The 19,644-nt window shown below is 68.6% G+C and carries 23 protein-coding genes, 1 tRNA gene and 1 pseudogene; 13 read left to right on the forward strand and 12 right to left on the reverse strand.

The window, feature by feature from the left end:
* The first annotated feature begins 11 nt into the window (after positions 1-11).
* Together ATK30_RS17480 and ATK30_RS17485 are read left to right on the forward strand one after the other, a co-directional pair.
* A complete protein-coding gene (locus tag ATK30_RS17480; protein WP_101436478.1) occupies positions 12-686 on the forward strand; it encodes a DUF1345 domain-containing protein in 675 nt (224 codons plus the stop codon).
* Positions 687-729: 43 nt separating this feature from the next.
* On the forward strand, positions 730-1,050 hold the full coding sequence (locus tag ATK30_RS17485) for an antibiotic biosynthesis monooxygenase family protein (RefSeq protein WP_101436479.1): 321 nt from the start codon (positions 730-732) through the stop codon (positions 1,048-1,050).
* Between the two features lie 52 nt (positions 1,051-1,102).
* Here ATK30_RS17485 and ATK30_RS17490 read toward each other — a convergent pair whose 3' ends face one another.
* The 4 genes from ATK30_RS17490 to ATK30_RS17505 form a co-directional block, all read right to left on the reverse strand.
* A complete protein-coding gene (locus ATK30_RS17490; RefSeq protein WP_101436480.1) occupies positions 1,103-1,816 on the reverse strand; it encodes a G1 family glutamic endopeptidase in 714 nt (237 codons plus the stop codon).
* Between the two features lie 199 nt (positions 1,817-2,015).
* Complete coding sequence (locus ATK30_RS17495; protein ID WP_101436481.1) at positions 2,016-3,071, reverse strand: ABC transporter substrate-binding protein; 1,056 nt, start codon at positions 3,069-3,071, stop codon at positions 2,016-2,018.
* A 1-nt stretch (position 3,072) separates the two neighbouring features.
* Positions 3,073-3,951, reverse strand: coding sequence for an ABC transporter permease (locus ATK30_RS17500; RefSeq protein ID WP_101436482.1), 879 nt, complete (start codon positions 3,949-3,951; stop codon positions 3,073-3,075).
* The gene (locus tag ATK30_RS17505) at positions 3,941-4,744 is read right to left on the reverse strand and encodes an ABC transporter ATP-binding protein (protein ID WP_101436483.1); all 804 of its coding nucleotides are present in this window, start codon (positions 4,742-4,744) and stop codon (positions 3,941-3,943) included. The genes ATK30_RS17500 and ATK30_RS17505 overlap by 11 nt, the downstream gene beginning before the upstream one ends.
* A 157-nt stretch (positions 4,745-4,901) precedes the next feature.
* On the opposite strand from ATK30_RS17505, the gene ATK30_RS17510 reads away from it, so the two are divergent.
* Together ATK30_RS17510 and ATK30_RS17515 are read left to right on the forward strand one after the other, a co-directional pair.
* On the forward strand, positions 4,902-6,521 hold the full coding sequence (locus ATK30_RS17510) for a sensor histidine kinase (RefSeq protein ID WP_416332713.1): 1,620 nt from the start codon (positions 4,902-4,904) through the stop codon (positions 6,519-6,521).
* Positions 6,518-7,174, forward strand: a complete 657-nt coding sequence (locus ATK30_RS17515; protein WP_101436484.1) for a response regulator — start codon at positions 6,518-6,520, stop codon at positions 7,172-7,174. Before ATK30_RS17510 ends, ATK30_RS17515 begins: the two co-directional genes overlap by 4 nt.
* A gap of 140 nt (positions 7,175-7,314) precedes the next feature.
* Here the strand turns inward: ATK30_RS17515 and ATK30_RS17520 are convergent, their stop codons facing one another.
* Together ATK30_RS17520 and ATK30_RS17525 are read right to left on the reverse strand one after the other, a co-directional pair.
* The gene (locus ATK30_RS17520; protein WP_101436485.1) at positions 7,315-7,971 is read right to left on the reverse strand and encodes a hypothetical protein; all 657 of its coding nucleotides are present in this window, start codon (positions 7,969-7,971) and stop codon (positions 7,315-7,317) included.
* Positions 7,972-8,092: 121 nt separating this feature from the next.
* Positions 8,093-8,929 (reverse strand): SDR family NAD(P)-dependent oxidoreductase, encoded by an 837-nt coding sequence (locus ATK30_RS17525; RefSeq protein WP_101436486.1) that lies wholly within the window; start codon positions 8,927-8,929, stop codon positions 8,093-8,095.
* A 66-nt stretch (positions 8,930-8,995) separates the two neighbouring features.
* On the opposite strand from ATK30_RS17525, the gene ATK30_RS17530 reads away from it, so the two are divergent.
* From ATK30_RS17530 to ATK30_RS17540, 5 genes and pseudogenes are all read left to right on the forward strand, one after another.
* Positions 8,996-9,745, forward strand: a complete 750-nt coding sequence (locus tag ATK30_RS17530) for a trypsin-like serine peptidase (protein WP_101436487.1) — start codon at positions 8,996-8,998, stop codon at positions 9,743-9,745.
* A 13-nt stretch (positions 9,746-9,758) separates the two neighbouring features.
* A complete protein-coding gene (locus tag ATK30_RS17535; protein ID WP_167441932.1) occupies positions 9,759-9,980 on the forward strand; it encodes an RNA-binding S4 domain-containing protein in 222 nt (73 codons plus the stop codon).
* A gap of 128 nt (positions 9,981-10,108) precedes the next feature.
* Positions 10,109-10,219: pseudogene (locus ATK30_RS47720) on the forward strand (helix-turn-helix domain-containing protein); the annotation flags it as partial.
* Positions 10,220-10,252: 33 nt separating this feature from the next.
* Positions 10,253-10,576, forward strand: coding sequence for a helix-turn-helix domain-containing protein (locus ATK30_RS46215; RefSeq protein WP_101438641.1), 324 nt, complete (start codon positions 10,253-10,255; stop codon positions 10,574-10,576).
* Entirely contained in the window at positions 10,573-11,427 is an 855-nt protein-coding gene (locus tag ATK30_RS17540) for an IS3 family transposase (protein WP_244194528.1), read from the forward strand. The genes ATK30_RS46215 and ATK30_RS17540 overlap by 4 nt, the downstream gene beginning before the upstream one ends.
* Positions 11,428-11,895: 468 nt before the next feature.
* On the opposite strand, the gene ATK30_RS17545 is transcribed toward ATK30_RS17540, so the two are convergent.
* Positions 11,896-12,837, reverse strand: coding sequence for an Ldh family oxidoreductase (locus ATK30_RS17545; RefSeq protein WP_101436489.1), 942 nt, complete (start codon positions 12,835-12,837; stop codon positions 11,896-11,898).
* Positions 12,838-12,929: 92 nt separating this feature from the next.
* On the opposite strand from ATK30_RS17545, the gene ATK30_RS17550 reads away from it, so the two are divergent.
* Positions 12,930-13,211, forward strand: a complete 282-nt coding sequence (locus tag ATK30_RS17550) for a DUF2277 domain-containing protein (protein ID WP_101436490.1) — start codon at positions 12,930-12,932, stop codon at positions 13,209-13,211.
* 8 nt (positions 13,212-13,219) lie between these two features.
* Here ATK30_RS17550 and ATK30_RS17555 read toward each other — a convergent pair whose 3' ends face one another.
* The 3 genes from ATK30_RS17555 to ATK30_RS17565 form a co-directional block, all read right to left on the reverse strand.
* The gene (locus tag ATK30_RS17555) at positions 13,220-13,432 is read right to left on the reverse strand and encodes a KTSC domain-containing protein (protein WP_101436491.1); all 213 of its coding nucleotides are present in this window, start codon (positions 13,430-13,432) and stop codon (positions 13,220-13,222) included.
* Between the two features lie 102 nt (positions 13,433-13,534).
* Positions 13,535-13,619, reverse strand: a tRNA-Ser gene (locus tag ATK30_RS17560).
* Positions 13,583-14,113 (reverse strand): MarR family winged helix-turn-helix transcriptional regulator, encoded by a 531-nt coding sequence (locus tag ATK30_RS17565; RefSeq protein ID WP_101436492.1) that lies wholly within the window; start codon positions 14,111-14,113, stop codon positions 13,583-13,585. Before ATK30_RS17565 ends, ATK30_RS17560 begins: the two co-directional genes overlap by 37 nt.
* Before the next feature lie 513 nt (positions 14,114-14,626).
* On the opposite strand from ATK30_RS17565, the gene ypfJ reads away from it, so the two are divergent.
* Positions 14,627-15,559, forward strand: a complete 933-nt coding sequence (gene ypfJ / locus ATK30_RS17570) for a KPN_02809 family neutral zinc metallopeptidase (RefSeq protein WP_101436493.1) — start codon at positions 14,627-14,629, stop codon at positions 15,557-15,559.
* A gap of 20 nt (positions 15,560-15,579) precedes the next feature.
* The gene (locus ATK30_RS17575) at positions 15,580-16,560 is read left to right on the forward strand and encodes an NAD(P)H-quinone oxidoreductase (protein WP_101436494.1); all 981 of its coding nucleotides are present in this window, start codon (positions 15,580-15,582) and stop codon (positions 16,558-16,560) included.
* 50 nt (positions 16,561-16,610) lie between these two features.
* On the opposite strand, the gene ATK30_RS17580 is transcribed toward ATK30_RS17575, so the two are convergent.
* Positions 16,611-17,810: a cysteine desulfurase-like protein gene (locus ATK30_RS17580; RefSeq protein ID WP_101436495.1), complete on the reverse strand. Its 1,200-nt coding sequence runs from the start codon at positions 17,808-17,810 to the stop codon at positions 16,611-16,613.
* 100 nt (positions 17,811-17,910) lie between these two features.
* On the opposite strand from ATK30_RS17580, the gene ATK30_RS17585 reads away from it, so the two are divergent.
* Entirely contained in the window at positions 17,911-18,489 is a 579-nt protein-coding gene (locus ATK30_RS17585) for a bacterial proteasome activator family protein (protein WP_101436496.1), read from the forward strand.
* On the opposite strand, the gene ATK30_RS17590 is transcribed toward ATK30_RS17585, so the two are convergent.
* On the reverse strand, positions 18,486-19,643 hold the full coding sequence (locus ATK30_RS17590; RefSeq protein WP_101436497.1) for an epoxide hydrolase family protein: 1,158 nt from the start codon (positions 19,641-19,643) through the stop codon (positions 18,486-18,488). The two genes, ATK30_RS17585 and ATK30_RS17590, sit on opposite strands and share 4 nt — an antisense overlap.
* Position 19,644: the final 1 nt, after the last annotated feature.

Here is a 19,644-nt window from a genome sequence, read left to right on the forward strand (position 1 = left end):
ACCGTGTTCGGGTGGCTGACGAACAAGTGCCTGCCTGGCGGCGGGCGACCAAAGGCGAGACCCGGTGGCCCGCGGCGGCCGTTGTCATCGGAACCCTCGCCCTGCAGCTGGCCTTGCCCGACGAGATGGTGCTGCACCCGTGGTGGCTGCTGCCCGCGCTGACCGCCGTGCTGATCATCGCACTGCTGTTTCTCAATCCCGGGCGGCTCACCGAGTTCAACATCATCGAGCGCATGGTGGCGCTGGCCGCGCTGGCCGTCGTCAGCGTGCTCAACGGCGCGTCCGCGGTGCAGCTGGTGATCGAGATCGCACGAGGCGCGCAACGCGGGCACGCGGTACAGGTGCTGATCAGCGGCGTGGTCGTGTACTGGACCAACATCGTCGTCTTCTCGCTCTGGTACTGGGAGTTCGACCGCGGCGGCCCGGCCCGGCGCGCGGCAGGCCGGGCGGACTTCCCCGACCTGCAGTTTCCGCAGATGAGCGACCCGTCGATGGCCAAGGCGGAATGGGAACCGCGCTACCTGGACTACCTCTACACGTCGTTCACCAACGCCACCGCGTTCAGCCCGACCGACGTCATGCCGCTGCGGATCTGGGCGAAGATGACCATGATGGTCCAGGCCGGGATCTCGCTGCTGCTCGCGCTGATGGTGTTCGCCTGGGCGGTCAACGGCCTCCAGGGCTGAAACCCACTGGCCTCGCCCGCCCCCGCCAGGTATATCTCCGGCCATGGAGCTTCCCGAACCGCCCTACTACGCGGTGATCTTCACGTCCCTGCGCACCGACGGGGACCGCGGCTACGCCGAGCGCGCCGCCTATCTGTCCGACCTCGCCGCGAAACAGCCCGGCTACCTCGGCCAGAACTCCGTCCGCGACGAGTCCGGGCTCGGCATCACCGTGTCGTACTGGCAGGACGAGGACTCCATCGCCGCGTGGCGCACCAACCTGGAGCACGCCGAAACCCGCAACCACGGCCGCGCCGAGTGGTACCGCTCCTTCGATGTCCAGGTCTCCCGGGTCGAACGCGCCTACCGCTTCGAACGTCCGTGACGGAAACCCCGAGGGACTCTGCTTCCCTCGGGGCTCCCGCACAGGCTTTTGGCTACTGCCGGTTCATGGTGAAGCTTTGGCCGTCCGAACCGATCGGGCCGGGGACCCACGTGGCGCTGCCGCCGTCGTCCGCGTTGAGGCCCTGCGGGCTCGTGTCGGCAAGGTTCTTGCCGTCGAACTTGACCCCGTCGAACTTCACGCCGCCGTTGATCGTCGGGTAGGAATCGGACGGCGATTCGATGATCGCTTCCGCCGACGAGTGCTTCGCGTTCAACGACTGCGTGGTCGTCTTCGTCCAGCCCTGCGTGTCGTTCTTCAGGTCGAGTTTGTAGCTGCTGTTGCTACGCGTGACAGTCGCGGTGATGTGGTCGCCCGCCTTCACCGGTGCCTCGCTCGCCGAGTAGTACACCGGTGCGGCCGGGTACATTTCGTACCACGCCTGGTATTGCGGGCTGCCGCTGGAACAATCGGTCGCGACGCCGGTCTGCTCCACAGAGGACGATCCGTCGCCGTCGATGCCCACCCACGGCGCGAACAGGTCGTTGCTGGATTTGCAGGTCGCCGCCGGTTCGGTCCAGCCGGCGGTCGCGGTGGTGAAACTGCCGAAACTGACGTAGCCGCCCCAGTTTCCGCCGGAGTAGTGGTTCCCGTGGAAGTGCTTGCCGAAGGTGACGGGCCCGGCTCCCGCGCCGGCGACGAGGGTCGCGGCCGCGAACGCGCCGACCGCCAGCAATCCGAGGGGACGCGGGAAGGATCGTGAACTCATGGGCATCCAATCTGGTCACGGGAGTGCCTGCGCGTACCAGTGTTGAATTTCGCCCGCCCGCGTTGGTAGCTACTTTCGAAGGGTATTCACATCTGGGGAATAGTTCACCAAATGTCCCGATTCTCCGGTCCGTACCCGGAAGTCCGTGCCCGCCCGCCAGGGGAGGCAGCGGGCCGGCACGGACTCCTTCCGAAGTGGACTACCGCGCCGTACGGGCGTGCGCGGCGTCCACGAACTGGGTGGTGTACGTCTGGGACAAATCGATCTTGTCCTTTTTCGGCTTCACGTTGCTGGACGACGCACCCAGCACCTTCAGCACGTTCTGCGCGCCGGACGGGTCCATCCGGCCGTCCTTGGTGAACATCGGCAGACTGTCCTTGAGCGACTTGACGTACAACGCCTTGTCCCCGCCCGCGAACGACGGCGGCATCAGATCGGCCACCTGCTCCGCGGTGTGCGTGGAAAGCCACTTCAGCGAATCCACATACGCGTTGGCGAGTTTCTGCACGACGTCCGGATAACGTTTCACGATTTCGCAGCTCATGTACAGCGAACTCGCCGGGTACAGCCCGCCCAGCGCCGCGCGCGTGCCTTCCGGCGTGCGCATGTCGTACAAGACCTTCGCCTGTCCAGTGTTGGTCAGCTGCGCGATGGTCGGGTCGGTCGTCATGCCCGCGTCGATCGAACCTTGTTGCAGGGCCGAGATAAACGTCTGCCCAGCCCCGACCTTCACCGGAGTGTAGTCCTTGCTGCCGACGCCGCCGCGGCTGGCGAGCGCTTTGGTGAGAAAGTCGGTCGACGAGCCCAGCGACGTGACGCCAAGGTTCTTTCCGCGGAAGTCCGCGCCGGATTTGATGTGCGCGGCCTTCGAGGTCGCGACCATTTCCGCTTCCCCGGGCACATTCGCGAACTGCACCACGCTCGTGATGCACTGGTCCTTGGCCTGCAGGTCGATCGTGTGGTCGTAGAACCCGACCACGCCCTGCACTTCCCCGGCCAGCAGCGAGGTTTCCGCGTTGGCCCCGGACGGCTGGTCGAACAGTTCGACGTCCAGCCCCTGCTTCTGGTACTCGCCCAGCTGCTTCGCGAGCTGCCCCGGCAGATAGATCACTTTGGACAGTCCGCCGACCATGATCTTGAGGTGCGGCCGCCCGCTGGTGCCGAGGTCGATCTCCCGGGAATCCCGGCAGGCGGTCACCCCGGCGACGGTCACCAGTGCGGCCGCCGCGACCGCGAGTGTCCTTTTCAGCCGCATGTCAGATGTCCCGTCGTCCGTCGTCGGTCGACATCTGCGGACGCCAGCGCAGCAGTTTGCGCTCCGCCGAACCGATCAGCCATTCCGCGAACAACGCGACGACCATGATGACCAGCATCCCGGCGTAGACCCCGGCGGTGTCGAACGTGCCCTGCGCGTTGGCGATCAAGAATCCCATACCCGCCTTGGCACCGGTGTACTCGCCGACGACCGCACCGATCAACGCGAAACCGAACGCCACGTGCAGCGAGGAAAGAATCCACGACGTAGCACTGGGCAGCACGATCGACTGCAGCACCTGCCACCTTGTCGCGCCGAGAATGCGGGCGTTGTCGATCAGGTTTCGATCCACTTCCCGAGCACCGGTGAACGCGTTGAAGAACACCGCGAAGAACACGAGCACGAACACCGTCGCGACCTTCGAGGACAGCCCGAGGCCGAACCAGATCACGAACAGGGCGGCGAGCACGATACGCGGCATCGCGTTGGCTGCCTTGATGAACGGAGCCAGCACCTCGGCGAGATACGCGCTGCGGCCAAGAATCACACCACAGATCACGCCAGCGACGGCACCGAGCACGAAGCCGATCACGGCCTCCTCGACGGTCACCAGGATCTGGTACCAAATGGTCCCGAAGTCCGTTCCGGTCGTGAACCATTCGGTCAGCCGTTGCCAGATCTTCGACGGCATCGAGTAGAAGAACGGGTCGATCCAGAATCGGCCCGCCAGTTCCCACAATCCCAGCCAGGCCACGAGAATCGCCAGCCTAAGCAGCCAGACGTTGCGCTTGTGCCGTCCGGCGGACTTCTTCGCGCGGGCAAGAATGTCTTGTTCGGTTTCGAAGACCGGCGTCGGCGCGGTCCGAGTCTCAAGCGACACCGGTCGCTCCCTTCTGGCGGGCCTTGTCGACCTCGCCGCGCAGCGATTCCCAGATGTCGGAGTAGATCTTGCGGAATTCCTCGGTCAGCCGCAGGTCTTCCACCTTGCGCGGCCGTTCCAGCGGAACCTCGAACACGTCCTTGACCGTCGCCGGGCTGGTCGTCAGCACGACTACCTTGTCCGCCAACGCGATGGCCTCGTCGAGGTCGTGCGTCACGAAGATCACCGCGGCGCCGGTGCCGGACCACAGCCGGAGCAACTCGTCCTGCATCAGCGCGCGAGTCTGGACGTCGAGCGCGGAGAACGGCTCGTCCATCAGCAGGATTTTCGGCTCGGTGACCAGCGTCTGCGCCAACGCGACGCGCTTGCGCATACCGCCGGAAAGCTGGTGCGGGTAGTACTTCTCGAATCCGGCCAGCCCGACGCGGGCGATCCAGTCGGCCGCCTTCTTCCGGGCGTCCTCTTTGGACGCGCCGCGGAAGCGCGGTCCGGACGCGACGTTGTCCAGCACCGAACGCCACGGCATCACCGCGTCGGTCTGGAACATGTAGCCGACGCCGTCCGGAATCGACTTCACGTCGGAGCCGTGCACGACGACCCGGCCCGCCGACGCCGGCTGCAACCCGGAGACCAGCGACAACGTGGTGGATTTGCCGCATCCGGTCGGTCCGACCACGGCGACGAACTCCCCCGGTTCGACGGTCATGGTCAGCTCGCGGACTGCGGTGTGGACAGAACCTGATCCGCTCGGGAACCTTTTGGTGGCGCCGATCAGTTCGATGAGTGGGGCCATCGAGGTGACTCCTTCGTCACGGTGGGGACTCGCTCGACGCAGGTTAAGAGCGCGTTTCGCGGCGGAGAAGCTTGTCGACGTTCTGCGTGCGCTCTGCGCGTTCTCCACGTTTTGCTCGTTTAGCGCACGGCGCTGAGCTGGGGGTATGTTCCCTGGCATGCCGAAGTGGGCGCTCTTTCCGCGGATGCGGTTCACCCGTCAGGTGCTGCTGTTGCAGATCGGCGTGGTGGTCCTCGTCGTGGGCCTCGGCGTCGCGCTGGTCAGCTCGCTCCTGCGCACGACCCTGACCGAACAGTACGGCGAGCGAGCCTTGGCGATCGCGAAATCCGTGGCCACGGAGCCCGTGGTGGTCGCCGGTGCGGCTTCCCGCAAACCCGGCCCGGACCTCCAGCAGCGAGTCGAAGCGGTGACGCGGACCGACGACGCGCTGCTGTTCGTGGTCATCACGGACGATCACGGCATCCGGCTGGCCCATCCGACGCCCGAGATGGTCGGCAAGCAGGTGAGCACGCCGTGGGAGGAAGTGATCGCGGGCAACGACGTGGTGAGCGAGTTCAACGCGGGCACCTTGGGACCGTCCGTGCGCAGCAAAACTCCGATCAAGCAGGGCTCCCGGGTCATCGGCGAGGTGAGCGTCGGCTACCGCATCGGTGAGCTGACCGGCGACTTCAACCGGCTTTTCATCCTGACGATGGTCTTCGGCGGCGGTGCGCTCCTGATCGGCGCTGGCGCGTCCGCCCTGCTCAACCGCCGTCTGCGCCGCGTAACCCACGGCCTCGAACCCCACGAACTGACCGAACTGCTCTACGAACACGAAGCCGTCCTGCACGGCATCGGCGAAGGCGTCCTGGCCGTCGACGCGGAACATCGGGTGACCGTCCGCAACGACGAGGCCGAACGGCTCCTCGGCACCCGGCTCCCCGTCGGCGCGCCGCTGGAGGCACTGGACCTGTCCCCGCGAGTGCACCAGGCCGTGTCCGAAGGACGCCCAGTGGACAACCTCCTGGCCGTCGCCGGAAACCGGGTCCTGGTGATCAATTCCCGTGCCGTGCACCGGGAAGAACGCGCGCTGGGCACCGTGCTGACCTTCCGCGACCGCACCGACCTCGACACTCTCACCCGCGAACTCGACGGCATCCGTTCGCTGTCCGACGGCCTGCGCGCGCAACGGCACGAGTTCGCGAACCGCCTGCACACGCTGTCCGGCCTGCTGCAGCTAGGCCACCACGCCGAAGCCGAGGAATACCTGCAGACCCTGACCGAAACCACCGCCTCGCGGGCGGAACCGCTCGACGACCGGGTCACCGATCCGTACCTGCAAGCCTTGCTGGTCGCGAAAACCGAGCAGGCACAGGAAAAAGGCATTGAGCTCCGACTGGCCGACGACGCCTGGGTACCGGCTTCAGTAACCGATCCGATCGCCGCGGGCACCATGATCGGCAACCTGGTCGACAACGCCCTGCACGCCGCGCGCATGGGCCCGCGCCGGCCCGCGTGGGTCGAAGTCGGCCTGCTCGCCGATGACTCCACTTTGCATGTGTCCGTTGTAGACAGTGGCACGGGAATCGACGCGACCTTAAGGGACAAGCTTTTCGACGAAGGAGTGTCCACAAAGCTCAGTCCCGGCCACGGTCTCGGACTGGCCTTGGCCCGCCAAGCCGCCCGAGCCCGCGACGGTGACGTGTGGCTCGCCGACCCCGGCGGCGCGACGACCGGCGCGTTGTTCGTCGCGAAACTTCCCGGACTGCTGGACCGACCCGAGGAGACCGACGCATGATCCGCACCCTGATCGTGGACGACGACTTCCGCGTCGCCGGCGTGCACGCGGGATTCGTGTCGGAGGTACCGGGATTCACTGTCGCCGGGGTCGCGCACACTGCCGCCGAAGCCCGCGCCCGCGTGCGGGAACTGGCCCCGGACCTGGTCTTGCTGGACGTCTATCTGCCGGACGAGTCCGGACTCTCCGTCCTGCCCGACCTGAAGACGGACACCATTGTGCTGTCCGCCGCCACCGATGCCACGTCGATCTCCGCCGCGATCCGCGCGGGCGCGCTGAACTACCTGATCAAGCCGTTCACGACGCGGCAATTGTCGGAACGGCTCACCTCGTACGCCCGCTACCGCGGTCTGGTCACGACCGAACGTCCGCTGTCCCAGGACGACGTGGACCGGGCTTTCCGCGCTCTCCATGACCAGGACCGCGCCGCGACGCCGAAAGGCCAGTCAAGCGCGACGGCTCGCCTGGTGTCAGAGCGGCTGCGCGGTTCCCCGACCCCGCTGTCGGCCGCCGAAGTGGCTCGCGAACTCGGCATGGCCCGCGCTACCGCGCAGCGTTATCTGACCGCGCTGGCGGAGTCGGGAGCAGTGGAAATGCGCCTTCGCTACGGCGCGACCGGGCGGCCGGAACACGAATACGCCTGGATCGGCTGACCCCGCGGTCGGTGCCTCCAGCCTGCGGGGAATCGGCCAATCGCAGTTCTTGCTTGCCTTTGCCTGCCGATGCCGGTGACGCTGCTGTCGTTGAGGTCAGGCTGGCCGTCGGTCGGCGCGCTGCCCTGCCCGCTGATCCCTCAGCGCCCGCCAGCCATCCGCTGCGCGGCGTCGAGCCACGGCTTCCAGTCGAGGAACTGGTCGATGCCCGCCCGCGACGGGGTCTTGCTCGGAGCGGGCGACCCGAGGTCCGCACGCGGGTCGGCCTGTTGCTGGGTTTCCGGAGCCGCCGTCGCGCGCGGCGCGGTCGGGTGGCTCGGGTTGTGGCGCCGCACCGGGGTCTGGTGCGTGGGCACCGGGACGTACACCGTGACCGGCGGCGCGGTCTGCGTCACCGGCGGCGTGATCGTCGACGGAACCGGGACCTGCTGCTCCGCGATCGGAAGGCGCTGCTCGGCCTGCGCGACGGCGTCGTCCGCGGTCTGGCCGGGGAGCGAGCCGGTGAAGAACCCGCCGGCCAGCCAGCCGAGTCCGACCAGGAGCACTGCCAGCCCGGCACCGACCCACACCCGGGCCCGCCGCCGCGACGCCACCGCGCGCGGACGTTCCTCGGCGGGCGCGCATCCGGCGATCACCGGGATCTGCTGGGTCGATTCGCAGCTCGTCTCGGCCGCGGCCTCGTCCTGCGGGCGCGGCTCGCGCGGCAGGCTCGCGGCGATGATGCCGGTGCGGTCGACCAGTTCCCCGGAGGCCCGGTCAGCGGGCGCGGCCAGTCGGCGCTCGGCAAGGCGCAGCATCGAGGGCTACCTCCGGGGTGCGGACACACGAGTGGACTCGGAGCATTCTGCGGCATTTCCGAGGTGCTCGGCGAAAATGCAACTCTATCGAGTGATCAAGAATGCGGACGGTCGCGGCGAGTTATCCGTTCCGCTCGACGCGCTTGAGTCCCTGGCGCGCCAAAACCGCGAGCGGACGCTGGTATGCCGAACCGAGCACGCGCGGGATCGCGTCGATCACGTACGCGTCCGGTCCGATGAGGATCCGCGCGGACCGCCTGCGCACGCCGCGCAGGATGGTCTCGGCCGCTTTCTTCGGTGTGGTAAGGGCGATTTTCTCGAATCCGGCCGCCGCTTTGGCTTGGTCGCCGGCCGCTCCGCCGCGGGCGTTGCGGGCGATGTTGGTCTTGATCCCGCCCGGATGCACGCAGCTGACGCCGACCGGATGCCGTGCCGCGAGCATTTCTTCGCGCAGTGACTCGGTGAATCCGCGAACGGCGAACTTCGCCGCGTTGTACGCACTCTGCGTAGGCACTCCGACGAATCCGAACACGCTGGAGATATTGACGACGTAGCCGTCTCCGGAGTCGATGAGGTGCGGCAGGAATGCCTTCGTGCCGTTCACGACACCGCCGAGGTTGATGCCGAGCAGCCAGTCGAAGTCCTCGAACGTCATGTCCTCGACGGTCGCGCCCAGCGCCACCCCGGCGTTGTTGACGACGAGGTTGACCCGGCCGTGCTCTCGCACGACGTCTTCGGCGTGGGCGAGGACGGCGGTCCGGTCGGCCACGTCGAGGGAATGGCCCCGCACCTTGGCGCCGCGTTCGCGGGCTTCGCGCACGGTGCCGTCGAGGCCTTCGGAGTCGACATCGGACAGCTCGAGGAGCGCGCCGTGCAACGCGAGTTCGAGGGCCAGCGCCCGGCCGATGCCCGAGCCCGCTCCGGTGATCACTGCGACTTTGTTCGAGAAGTCCTTCATCGTCTCCCCACCCTGGTCTCACCGCTCACTCTGATACTAGTGACGAAGACCAGTACAGGAGGTGACATGCGGCGCACGGTGATCGGGCTGTTCGCACTGATGAGTGCGAGCGGGACCATCGTGGCGTGCGCTCAGCACGCAGCGGAACCGGCGGTCGCGCCGTCGACCCCGGCGAAGCCGATCCACGCGGCCATCGGCGCGCTGTTCGTCGACGGTTCGCATTACTGCACGGCAAGCGTCGTGCACAGCCCGCGCGGGGACGAACTGCTCACCGCCGCACACTGCATCCACGACGGCGAAGGCGGCGGCTATCTGTCCAATATCACCTTCGCGCCCGGTTTCCACGACGGCGTCGCGCCGTACGGGTACTGGCAGGTCGGGAACGAACTGGTCGCGCAAGGATGGATCGATTCGTCTGATCCGAACCTCGATGTCGGTTTCGCGACCGCGCGTCAGGACGGTTCCCCGGAACCCCTCGAAGCAGTGACCGGAGCGAACCAACTCGGCACGAACGGCCCCTTCGCCCGCCAGGTGACCGTGGCCGGCTATCCGGACGGCGTCGACGAGGTCGCCACCTGCGAAACGCACACCCAGCAGCAAGACGACCACCAGATGCGCCTCGACTGCCCCGGCTTCGCGACCGGCACGAGCGGCAGCCCGCTGGTAGCGGACCCCGCACCGGACACGAAAACCGGCACGGTAGTCGGCGTGATCGGCGGTTACGAGGCAGGCGGAAACACCGACGACATCTCGTACTCGAGCTATTTCGACGACCAGATCGCCGATCTGTACAACCGGGCAACCACAATGCCATGACATGATGCGGCCCATGAGCACGCGCGACGTCCCGATCACCGGGGAACCGATCCGGCTGGGCCAATTCCTGAAACTGGCCGACCTCGCGGACAACGGCTCGCACGCGAAAGACCTGATCGACGCGGAAGAAGTCACGGTCAACGGCGAAGTCGAAACCCGCCGAGGCCGCCAACTAGCAGACGGCGACATCGTCGCAGTCGGAACCGAGAAAGCCCGCGTCTCCCTGGCCCGCTGACCCCCGGCCCAACGTTCGTGAGGGGAACCTTCACAGACTCTGTTTCCCTCTGAACTGCGCCCCGGGAGTTGGACTGGGAATCCAGTTCCGGCTGTCCGGGGAGTGGTTCGTTGCATCCACGCAGTTCGTTGTCTGAGTGGCAGCGGGCGTCCGCTGTTGCGTTGTTCGAGGACGGGTATGGCGCGAAGGCCGTGGCGTCCCGGTTGGGGGTGTCGGCGGGTGCCGTGCGACGCTTGCGTGATCGTTGGAGGCTGCGGAGCGCGGGAGCGCTGATGAACAAGCCAGGCAGGCGGTCGTTCGGGTTCGAGTTCAAGCTGGAGGTCGTGCGCCGGTATGTCGGCGGCGAGGCGACCGCGGCCGAGCTGGCGCGCGAGCACGGCCTGTCCTCGCCCAAACTCGTGGAGAACTGGGCGCGGGCGTATCGGCGCGAGGGCGAGGACGCGTTGCGGCCCAAGCCGAAAGGCCGTCCGCCCGGTGTCGCGGACTCGCCGGGTCCCGGCGAGCTGGAGCGGTTGCGGGCGGAGAACCTGCGGCTGTCGGCGGAGAACGCCTACCTAAAAAAATTGCGGGCCTTGAGGGAGCAGGGGCGAGGGTGAAAACCCAGGCCGTCGCCGCCCTCAAGGCCGACTATCCGCTGCCGGTGCTGCTGGCGGTCGCGGGCCTGGCCCGGTCGACGTTCTTCTACCACCAGGCCCGCCTGGACCGGCCCGACCCGCACGCCGGGCTCAAGGCCGCGATCGCCGAGGCGTTCGAGGCCGCCCGCGGCCGCTACGGGCACCGGCGGATCCACGCGGTCCTGGCCCGCGACGGCTGGCGGGTGGCGAAGAAAACCGTGCGCACGCTGATGAACGCCCTCGGCCTGGCCTGCCAGGTCCGGCGGCCGCGCCGGTGCCGGTCCTGGCCCGGGCGGCCCGGCACGACCGCGCCGAACCTGCTCAACCGCCAGTTCAACGCCGACGCCCCGGACACCACATGGGTCACCGACGTGACCGAGTTCCGCATCCGCGACCGCAAGCTCTACCTCTCGCCCGTGATCGACCTGTTCGACCGGTCCGTGGTCGCCTACGCCTGCGGCCCGTCCCCGACGCTGGAGCTGACGAACTCCTCGCTGCGCGCCGCGATCGCGACCCTGCCCGCCGGAGCCCGCCCGCTGGTGCACTCCGACCAGGGCTTCCAATACCAGCACGCCTCCTGGCGCACCCTGCTCGCCGACGCCGGCCTGACCCAGTCGATGTCCCGCCGCGCCACCTGCCTGGACAACGCCGTCGCCGAGAACTTCTTCGGCCACCTCAAAGAAGAACTCTTCCACCACAACACGTTCGACACCGTCGACACGTTCACCACGGCACTGCACGACTACATCGACTGGTACAACACCACCCGCATCTCCACCACCCTCGGCGACCTCAGCCCAGCCGAATACCGAGCCCAGACCCTCGCCGCCTAACCTCTACATAACCAGTCCAACTTCCGGGGCCCAGTTCACTCAGGGTCCCCCTCACGGCACGCCGCCGCGCCCCGCCGCCGCAATGCACCCAAGGCGGCATTCGGTGCGTCACCTGCACCGAAAACCTCATTGGTGCGCTAAACCGGCACCCGCGAACCCACACAACCACTCACCCAAGTCGCGCGCCCACCACAAAACCGCAGCCCCACACTTAACACATCCAGGCCCCCGAGCCGCGCGCCCCCCACCACCGACCCGCCACCGATGCACCCAACAATCGAGGCACCCAGCCCCTCCCCCACACCCCGATACGAAGCCTCCTCTGCGGTTCGGGGGTGCTTGTCAAGGCATCTTTCCCGCCTTGACAAGCACCCCCGAACCGTCAGCACAATCAAACTTCGGGGTGCCCCACGCACACACCCACCTGCAATGTCGCCGCCAGGCGACGAGCCGAACGACCCAGCCCCCTCACCCCACAGTCGTCAACGGCGCCCTCCCCAACTTCAACGCCAACGAATCCAACTGCCGCCGCACCGCGGCCTGCAACGGAACCCCCAACGCCCGGCACTGTTCGAGATACTGCGCCTCCCGCCACCCGGGATAGCGGACCGGCGTCCCGCCCTCCCACCCGAGCATGCTCCCGAACACCGCACTGGCCGCCCGGTAAAACCCGTCCGCACTGCGCAACGTCGTAGGAGCGATCGCCAACACCAGCAGCCCAGTGTCGTGCTCATGATCGGCCACCCCGGACAACACCCCGGCCAGCACGTCCACCATCAACGCGAACCCCGCGAACTGCGGATTGCGAGCCGCGTCCGCAAGATCGATATCGAACACGAACTCCGGATACGCCCCCGCGGGCGCGGCCATCCCGAGCGGATGCACCGGCTGGTCGGCATACCCGCCCGCGGCCATCACGATCCCGATCATCCCGTGCGGCAACGCCCGCGCGGCGTGGTGTCCGACGCGGCCGAACGGCCCGACCCCGCGCAGCGACAGCAGCCCGACGCCGAACCGGCCCGCCCGTTGCACCGCGCGGTCCATCGCGTCGCCGACCGCCCACAGCCCCGACGCACGCCGGTAATCGACGAGCGCCGCGGCTCCGCGGTCGGCGATCAGCAACGGCTGGGCAGCGGGGCTGACCAATCCGCTTTCGATCGCGGGAAGATGCACGCGGGTCAATTCGCCGACGCCCGTTTCGGGTGCGCCGGTGAGATCGCCGTGGCACAGCGCCTCCGCGGCCGGACGGGCGCGTTCTTCGGGAAAGCCTTGTGCCATCAGGACAACGGAGACGAGCGTGACCAGTTCGTCGACGGCAACGCGGTGCCAGGCCTGCTCGGGAATCGGGGTGTCGGCGGGAACTTCCGGAACGGGGCGGCTGAGCCGGGGAGATCGCGGTCTGAGGGGCACTTCATCAAGGTTGCCGGGCGGTCTCGGACCCCGTCAACGAGGTTGGCCCTAGAGTGTGATGCAGTCAGCCGCAGAGAAGTACCCTGAACCGCATGTGCCGAAACATCACGACGCTCCGCGGCCTGCAGCCCGCCGCCACCACGGATGAGATCGAAGCCGCGGCGCGCCAGTACGTGCGCAAAGTGACCGGGGTGCAGTCTCTTTCGGACGCGACGCGCGAACCGTTCGAGGCGGCGGTCGCCGAAATCGCCCAGATCACCGCGCGACTGCTGGAAGAACTCCCGCAGCGCCGTCAGCCGCCGGCGACCGTGCCGCCGCTGCGCCGCCCGGAAGTCCAGGCGCGGATCGCCCAGCGCGCGGCCAAGAAAGCCTGACGCCGCAATCACTCCACGGCCTGGCCCGGGAACCTCGGCTTGATCTCCTGGTTGAGGTAGCGCCCGGGACTCTCCGCGGCCATCAGCTCGCGGTGCACCCGCGCGGGCACGAGGTGGTAGCGGTAGACGGTGCCGTTGTGGAACCCGATCTCCAGCACCGACTTCGCGGCGTCGTAGCCGACGTCGCGAATGACGGAAGACTCCACGGGAACCCGGCGCACAGCACGGCCAGGGTACCCGTGCGACCGGGGACAGCTGAAGAAAACGGCCCCGGTCTCCCGCGCGAGGCACGGAATCCGGGGCCGGACGCTCGAGGCGTCAAGCGGAAGCGGAGGGATTTGAACCCCCGGTAGGTTTCCCTACGGACGCTTTCAAGGCGTCTGCATTCGGCCGCTCTGCCACGCTTCCTTCTGGGTCAGGGTATCGCGCCGTCCTTCGACGTCGTCCAGGTGTTCGAGGACCCGGGTGAACGCCGTGGCCACCGCGGTCTGCTCGTCCGGCGTCAGCAGGTCGATCAGATGCTCGCGGGCGCCGCGCACGTGCGTCGGGGCCGCTTCGTCCAGTACGCGCTGGCCGGCGTCGGTCAGCTGGGTGAGCACGCCGCGCTTGTCTTCCGGGTCCGGGCGGCGCGCGACCAGCCCGGCGTCCTCCAGTTTGCCGATCTGATGCGACAGCCTGCTCTTCGTCGAGCCCAGCTGCCCCGCCAGTTCCGTCATCCGGGTGCACCGGTCCGGGGCCATGTTCAGGCACACCAGGACCTCGTAGTCCGCGAGCGAGATGCCGTGGCTTTCGGTCAGTTCGCGATGCAGCCGCTGGCGCAACCGCAGGGACGCGACGATGTAGGCCCGCCAGGCGTGCTGCTCGTCCGGGTCGAGCCAGCGCACGTCCTGGTCATCGCTCATGTCCGGAAGCGTAGAAGGCCGGTTTCGCGGCTCCGTTTCGGCCCGGCGTGAAATTCTCGGTCGAACTTCCCCCAATGGAGGGTTACGAAAAGGTTGAGACTCGGCGCGAAGAAGCGCATCCTCGGGGGCAGCGGAGGGACGACGAGGATCTCCGGAGCGCGCCGAAGGGCACGCCGGGCCGCGTTTCCCCCCGGGAAGGGCCAGGTGGTGGCATGGCAGGTAGTTCCCGCGGTTGACCGCCCGCTGTGTCCCCGCGACCGGCACGGCCCCGTTCCGGTTCGGTCGCGATTGCGAACAGCACGAGCACCCCGTGCGCTCGGCATCGGCCACGCGCACCCGGCGTCGTTATGCCGCTGCTTCACTTCGCGGCCTCGGCACCGCGAAGGCAGCGCCGGACGCCAGCCCGGCCGGTGGCCAACCGCTCTCAACGAAACCTCGGTAGTACCTGGGTGCGGCCCCCAGCGCAGGGGCCGCACCCAGCCGCGTTCCCGGGTGTGCGGCTACCCTTTCCGCGTGCGATTCGACGACAACGCGGGTCTGGATTCCTCCGAAGTCCAGGACATGCGCGGCAGCGGCGGAGGCGGCGGCATCGGCGGCCGGGTGGCCATCGGCGGCGGTGGGCTCGGCATCGTCGGCCTGGTCATCTACTTCCTGATCTCCCAGTTCGGCGGCGCTCCCAGCACCGGAACCTCGCCCGCGGCGGGCGGACTGGGGCTCAGCGACGTCCACGCCGGGCAGCAGCTGGACGCGGGCACGCTCGCGAAGAAGTGCCGCACCGGCGCCGACGCGAACCGCGACCACGACTGCGCGGTCGTCGCGATCGTCAACTCCATCCAGGACTACTGGACGCAGGAGTTCTCCCGTTCCGGCCAGACCTACCGCAAGGCGACCACCCGCTTCTTCAGCGGCGGCGTGCGCACCGGCTGCGGCAGCGCGACGTCGGACACCGGGCCGTTCTACTGCCCGGCCGACTCGTACGTGTACATCGACCTCACGTTCTTCAACGAGCTGAAGACCCGCTTCGGCGCACAGGGCGGGCTGTTCACCGAGGCGTACGTGCTGGCCCACGAATACGGCCACCACGTGCAGAACCTCACCGGAACGTCCAAGCGCGGCACCGGCACCGGCCCGACCTCCGGTTCGGTCCGGCTGGAACTGCAGGCCGACTGCTACGCGGGCGTCTGGGCCAACCACGCCAGCACGACCCCGACCAGCTCCGGGAAACCGCTGGTCCAGGACGTCACGAAGGACGACATCTCGCGCGCGCTGGACACCGCGTCCCGGATCGGCGACGACTACATCCAGAAGAACCTGGGCAACGGCCACGTCGACAAGTCGAGCTTCACGCACGGAACCTCGGCTCAGCGCGAGAAGTGGTTCACCACCGGCTTCCAGACCGGACAGCCCGCGCGCTGCAACACCTTCAGCACCAACGATCTCGGCTGACCCGGGATACAGTCGGGCGCATGCACGCGATCACGATCCGCGAACCCGGTGCCCCTGACGTGCTCGAATGGACCGAGGTCCCCGATCCGGAACCGGGGCCCGGCGAGGTACTGCTGGACGTCACGGCCAGCGCGGTCAACCGCGCCGACCTGCTGCAACGCCAGGGCAACTACCCGCCGCCGCCCGGGGCGAGCGACATCCTCGGCCTGGAATGCTCCGGCACGATCGCCGAACTCGGCGAGGGCGTCGAGGGCTGGCAGGTCGGCGACGAGGTGTGCGCGCTGCTCGCCGGCGGCGGATACGCCGAGCGCGTCGCGGTCCCGGCCGGACAGTTGCTGCCGGTGCCCGGCGAAATCGAGACTGTCGCCGCGGCGGGGCTGCCCGAGGTGGCCTGCACGGTGTGGGCAAACGTCGTGATGCACGCCGGTCTCGGCGAAGGCCAGGTCCTGCTCGTGCACGGCGGCGCGGGCGGCATCGGCACGCACGCGATCCAGGTGGGCAAAGCGCTCGGCGCGACCGTCGCGGTCACCGCGGGTTCGGCCGACCGGCTCGACCGCTGCCGCCAGCTCGGCGCGGACATCACGATCAACTACAAGGAGCAGGACTTCGTCGAGGTGCTGCGCGCGGAGACGAAGAGCGGCGCCGACGTCATCCTCGACAACATGGGCGCGAAGTACCTGGACCGCAACGTCGACGCGCTCGCCGCCGACGGCCGGCTCGTCATCATCGGCATGCAGGGCGGGGTCAAGGGCGAGCTGAACATCGGCAAGCTGCTGGGCAAACGCGCGAGCGTGTTCGCGGCCGGGCTGCGATTCCGCCCGCTGGACCAGAAAGCGGCGATCGTCGCGGATGTCCGGAATCGGTTGTGGCCGCTGGTGGAACAAGGTTCGGTGCGGCCGATCGTCGGCCACGTGGTGCCGATGGCCGAGGCGGCGTCCGCGCACCGGATGCTCGAGGAGGGCAGCATCTTCGGGAAGGTCCTGCTGGCCGCGAAGTCCTGACGCTCGTGCGTGGTGATCCCGGTTCTCCTCGGGACCACCACGCACCAGGGTCAGCGCAGTTCTTCCAGCACCCGCACCAGCTGGTTGATCTCGAACACGTTGGAGTAGTGCGCGAGCCCGATCCGCACCGCTCCGCCGACCTCGCCGACGCCCAGCGACGCGAACACGCCGCTGGTGCCGTCGTCGGCGAACGCGCACAAGCCTTGCGACGCCAGGTATTCGGCGACCTGGGACGCTTTCGTGCCGGCCACCGCGAACGCGAGCGCGGGGATCCGGCGCATCGCGTCGCCGATCACCATCACGTGCCGCAGCGAGCGCAGTTCCGTGGACAGCTGCGCGAGCAGGCCCGCGTGGTACGACTTGGCCGAGCCGAGCGACGTCACCAGGCGTTCGCGGCGGGAGCCGGTCGCGGCGTCGTCGAGGCCGGCGAGGTAGTCGATGGACGCGACGACACCGGCCAGCAGCGGGTACGCGTGCGGCCCGAGTTCGAGCCGCGCGGGACCGGTCGCGGCCGGGTCGAGCGACACCGACGAGACGCGCTCGAGCAGCTCCGGATCGCGGAACACCAGCGCGCCGACGGCAGGCCCGCCCCACGAGGGAGCGGAGACGACCATGACGTCGGCACCGAGTTCTTGCAGGTCAAGCGGCACGAACGGGGCCGCGTACGTCGCGTCGACCACGACCAGCGCGCCGACGCGTTTGGCGAATTCGATCACCGTCGGCACGTCCGGCCGGGTCCCGACGGACCCGGACGCCAGCGTCACCGACACCGCTTTCGTCCGCGCGGACACGAGGTTCTCGTACTGCCACGCGGGCAGCTCGCAGGTCTCGATGTCGATTTCGCTCCACCGCACGACCGCGCCGACGCGTTTCGCGGCCCGCCGCCACGGCGCGATGTTGGCCTCTTCGTCGAGCCGGGAGACGACGATCTCGTCGCCGATCGTCCAGCGCTCGGCGAGCGCGTCGACGAGGCGGCGCAACAGGACCGGCGCGCTCGGACCGAGCACGACGGCAGCCGGGTCCGCCCCGACCAGATCAGCCACGGCCCGGCGGGCCGCGGTGACGATGCTTTCCGCCCGCTGGGAGGCCGGAAACGCCCCGCCCGGCCCGGACACCGGTGCCCGCATAGCTGTCGAAACGGCCGAAGCGACCTGTTCGGGCACGAGCATTCCGGCGGCGCCGTCGAAGTGAATCCAGCCGTCGCCAAGCGCGGGGAAGAGCCCACGGATACGAGCGACGTCAAACGCCATGGGGACACCGTACGGACGTGCGGTTTCGCGGTTGCCGCGGGGTTGGGCAGAACTGCCCGAACGGCCGCTAGGCTCGGGTCAGGACCGCTAACCGACGGGGATGGAGCATATGAGCGAGCCGAACTTCGGGGGAACGGGCGCAGCCAGGGACGCGGACGCGCCGCGCGTGGTCGTCGTCGGGCCGGACGGGGTCCCGGTCGGCACCGCGCAGGCGGCACCCGAGGGCGAGGAGAACGAGTCCGTCGGCGACCTGGTCGAGGAACCGGCCAAGGTGATGCGCATCGGGACCATGATCAAGCAGCTGCTGGAGGAGGTCCGCGCCGCACCGCTGGACGACGCCAGCCGCAACCGGGTCCGCGAGATCCACCAGACGTCGGTGCGCGAACTGGAGGAGGCGCTCGCGCCGGAGCTGCGCGAGGAACTGGAGCGCCTCGTGCGGCCGTTCACCGAGGACGAGACGCCCTCGGACGCCGAGCTGCGGATCGCGCAGGCCCAGCTGGTCGGCTGGCTGGAGGGCTTGTTCCACGGCATCCAGACCGCGCTGTTCGCGCAGCAGATGGCGGCGCGGGTGCAGCTGGAGCAGATGCGCCGCGGCCTTCCCGCGGGATCGTCCGGCTCCGGTGCGCACCCGGGCGAGGGGCACGGGCACGGCATCACCGGAACCGGGCAGTACCTCTAGCTTTTCCCCTGGGTTTCCGCGGAGAAGAACGCTCGAAGATCGCCGATCAGCAGATCGGGTTCTTCGAGCGCCGGGAAGTGCCCGCCGCGCGGGAGTTCCGTCCACCGCACGATCCGGTCGGTGCGCTCGGCCAGGTGCCGGAGCGGAAGCCCGATGTCGTCCGGAAACACCGCGACAGCCGTCGGCACGGTCGACGTCGCCAGCGGCGCGCCCCACTGGACGTCCTGATCGGCGTAGATCCGCCCGGACGACGCGGCGGTGCGGGTGAACCAGTAGATCGACACGTTGGCGAGCAGGTCGTCCCGGTCGATCAGGTCGTGGTCGGTGTTCGAAAACGCCCGGAACTTCTCGGCGATCCAGGCCAGCTGGCCGGCCGGGGAGTCGGTGAGCCCGTACGCAAGCGTTTGCGGCTTGGTGGACTGGATCATCGCGTAGCCGACGCCGTTCTGCTGGAAGGCCCGCGCCTTCGCCAGTGACCGCTGCCCCTTCGCCAGCTCTGCGCCGCTGAGCCCGTCGAGGTCCGCCTCTTCGCGCGCCACCGCGGACGGAAGCATCGTCACGTGCGCCCCGATGATCCGCTCCGGGAATTGGACTCCGAGTTCGCGGGAGATCAACGCGCCCCAGTCACCGCCGTGCGTGCCGAATTCCGCGTACCCGAGGCGGGTCATCAACTCGGCCCAGGCGCGCGCCGTCCGAGCCGGACCCCAGCCGCGGTCGGGGGTCGGCCCGGAAAAGCCGAACCCGGGCACCGAGGGAACGACGACGTGGAACGCCACGTCCGGGTCGCCGCCGTAGGCGCGGGGGTCGGCGAGGGGGCCGACGAGGTCGAGGAATTCGACGATCGAACCGGGCCAGCCGTGGGTGAGCAGGAGCGGGAGGGCGTTCGGTTCGGGGGATTCGAGGTGCAGGAAGTGGATGTTCGCGCCGTCGATGGTGGTGGTGAACTGGGGAAAGCCGTTGAGGCGTTCTTCCTGTGCCCGCCAGTCGAAGCCGAGCCGCCAGTACTCGACGAGGTCCTGGACGGCTTCGACGGGGATGCCAAGGTCCCAGCCCGGGTCGGGGAAGGGGTCGGGCCAGCGGGTGTCCGCCAGGCGACGGTTGAGGTCGGTGAGGGCGGACTCGGGGATGTCGATCCGGAACGGGGTCTCGGTCATG

The sequence above is a fragment of the Amycolatopsis echigonensis genome (assembly GCF_002846615.1).
In the GTDB taxonomy this organism is placed as follows: domain Bacteria; phylum Actinomycetota; class Actinomycetes; order Mycobacteriales; family Pseudonocardiaceae; genus Amycolatopsis; species Amycolatopsis echigonensis.

Bases quoted from the DNA above. Each gene is read 5' to 3' on its own strand.
- ATK30_RS17550 (WP_101436490.1), top strand. From the start codon at position 12,930: ATGTGCCGAAACATCACGACGCTCCGCGGCCTGCAGCCCGCCGCCACC.
- ATK30_RS17590 (WP_101436497.1), bottom strand. From the start codon at position 19,643: ATGACCGAGACCCCGTTCCGGATCGACATCCCCGAGTCCGCCCTCACC.
- ATK30_RS17585 (WP_101436496.1), top strand. From the start codon at position 17,911: ATGGAGCATATGAGCGAGCCGAACTTCGGGGGAACGGGCGCAGCCAGG.
- ATK30_RS17565 (WP_101436492.1), bottom strand. From the start codon at position 14,113: ATGAGCGATGACCAGGACGTGCGCTGGCTCGACCCGGACGAGCAGCAC.
- ATK30_RS17530 (WP_101436487.1), top strand. From the start codon at position 8,996: ATGCGGCGCACGGTGATCGGGCTGTTCGCACTGATGAGTGCGAGCGGG.
- ATK30_RS17490 (WP_101436480.1), bottom strand. From the start codon at position 1,816: ATGAGTTCACGATCCTTCCCGCGTCCCCTCGGATTGCTGGCGGTCGGC.
- ATK30_RS17535 (WP_167441932.1), top strand. From the start codon at position 9,759: ATGAGCACGCGCGACGTCCCGATCACCGGGGAACCGATCCGGCTGGGC.
- ATK30_RS17580 (WP_101436495.1), bottom strand. From the start codon at position 17,810: ATGGCGTTTGACGTCGCTCGTATCCGTGGGCTCTTCCCCGCGCTTGGC.
- ATK30_RS17525 (WP_101436486.1), bottom strand. From the start codon at position 8,929: ATGAAGGACTTCTCGAACAAAGTCGCAGTGATCACCGGAGCGGGCTCG.
- ATK30_RS46215 (WP_101438641.1), top strand. From the start codon at position 10,253: ATGAACAAGCCAGGCAGGCGGTCGTTCGGGTTCGAGTTCAAGCTGGAG.
- ATK30_RS17515 (WP_101436484.1), top strand. From the start codon at position 6,518: ATGATCCGCACCCTGATCGTGGACGACGACTTCCGCGTCGCCGGCGTG.
- ATK30_RS17495 (WP_101436481.1), bottom strand. From the start codon at position 3,071: ATGCGGCTGAAAAGGACACTCGCGGTCGCGGCGGCCGCACTGGTGACC.
- ATK30_RS17520 (WP_101436485.1), bottom strand. From the start codon at position 7,971: ATGCTGCGCCTTGCCGAGCGCCGACTGGCCGCGCCCGCTGACCGGGCC.
- ATK30_RS17485 (WP_101436479.1), top strand. From the start codon at position 730: ATGGAGCTTCCCGAACCGCCCTACTACGCGGTGATCTTCACGTCCCTG.
- ATK30_RS17575 (WP_101436494.1), top strand. From the start codon at position 15,580: ATGCACGCGATCACGATCCGCGAACCCGGTGCCCCTGACGTGCTCGAA.
- ATK30_RS17510 (WP_416332713.1), top strand. From the start codon at position 4,902: ATGCCGAAGTGGGCGCTCTTTCCGCGGATGCGGTTCACCCGTCAGGTG.
- ATK30_RS17505 (WP_101436483.1), bottom strand. From the start codon at position 4,744: ATGGCCCCACTCATCGAACTGATCGGCGCCACCAAAAGGTTCCCGAGC.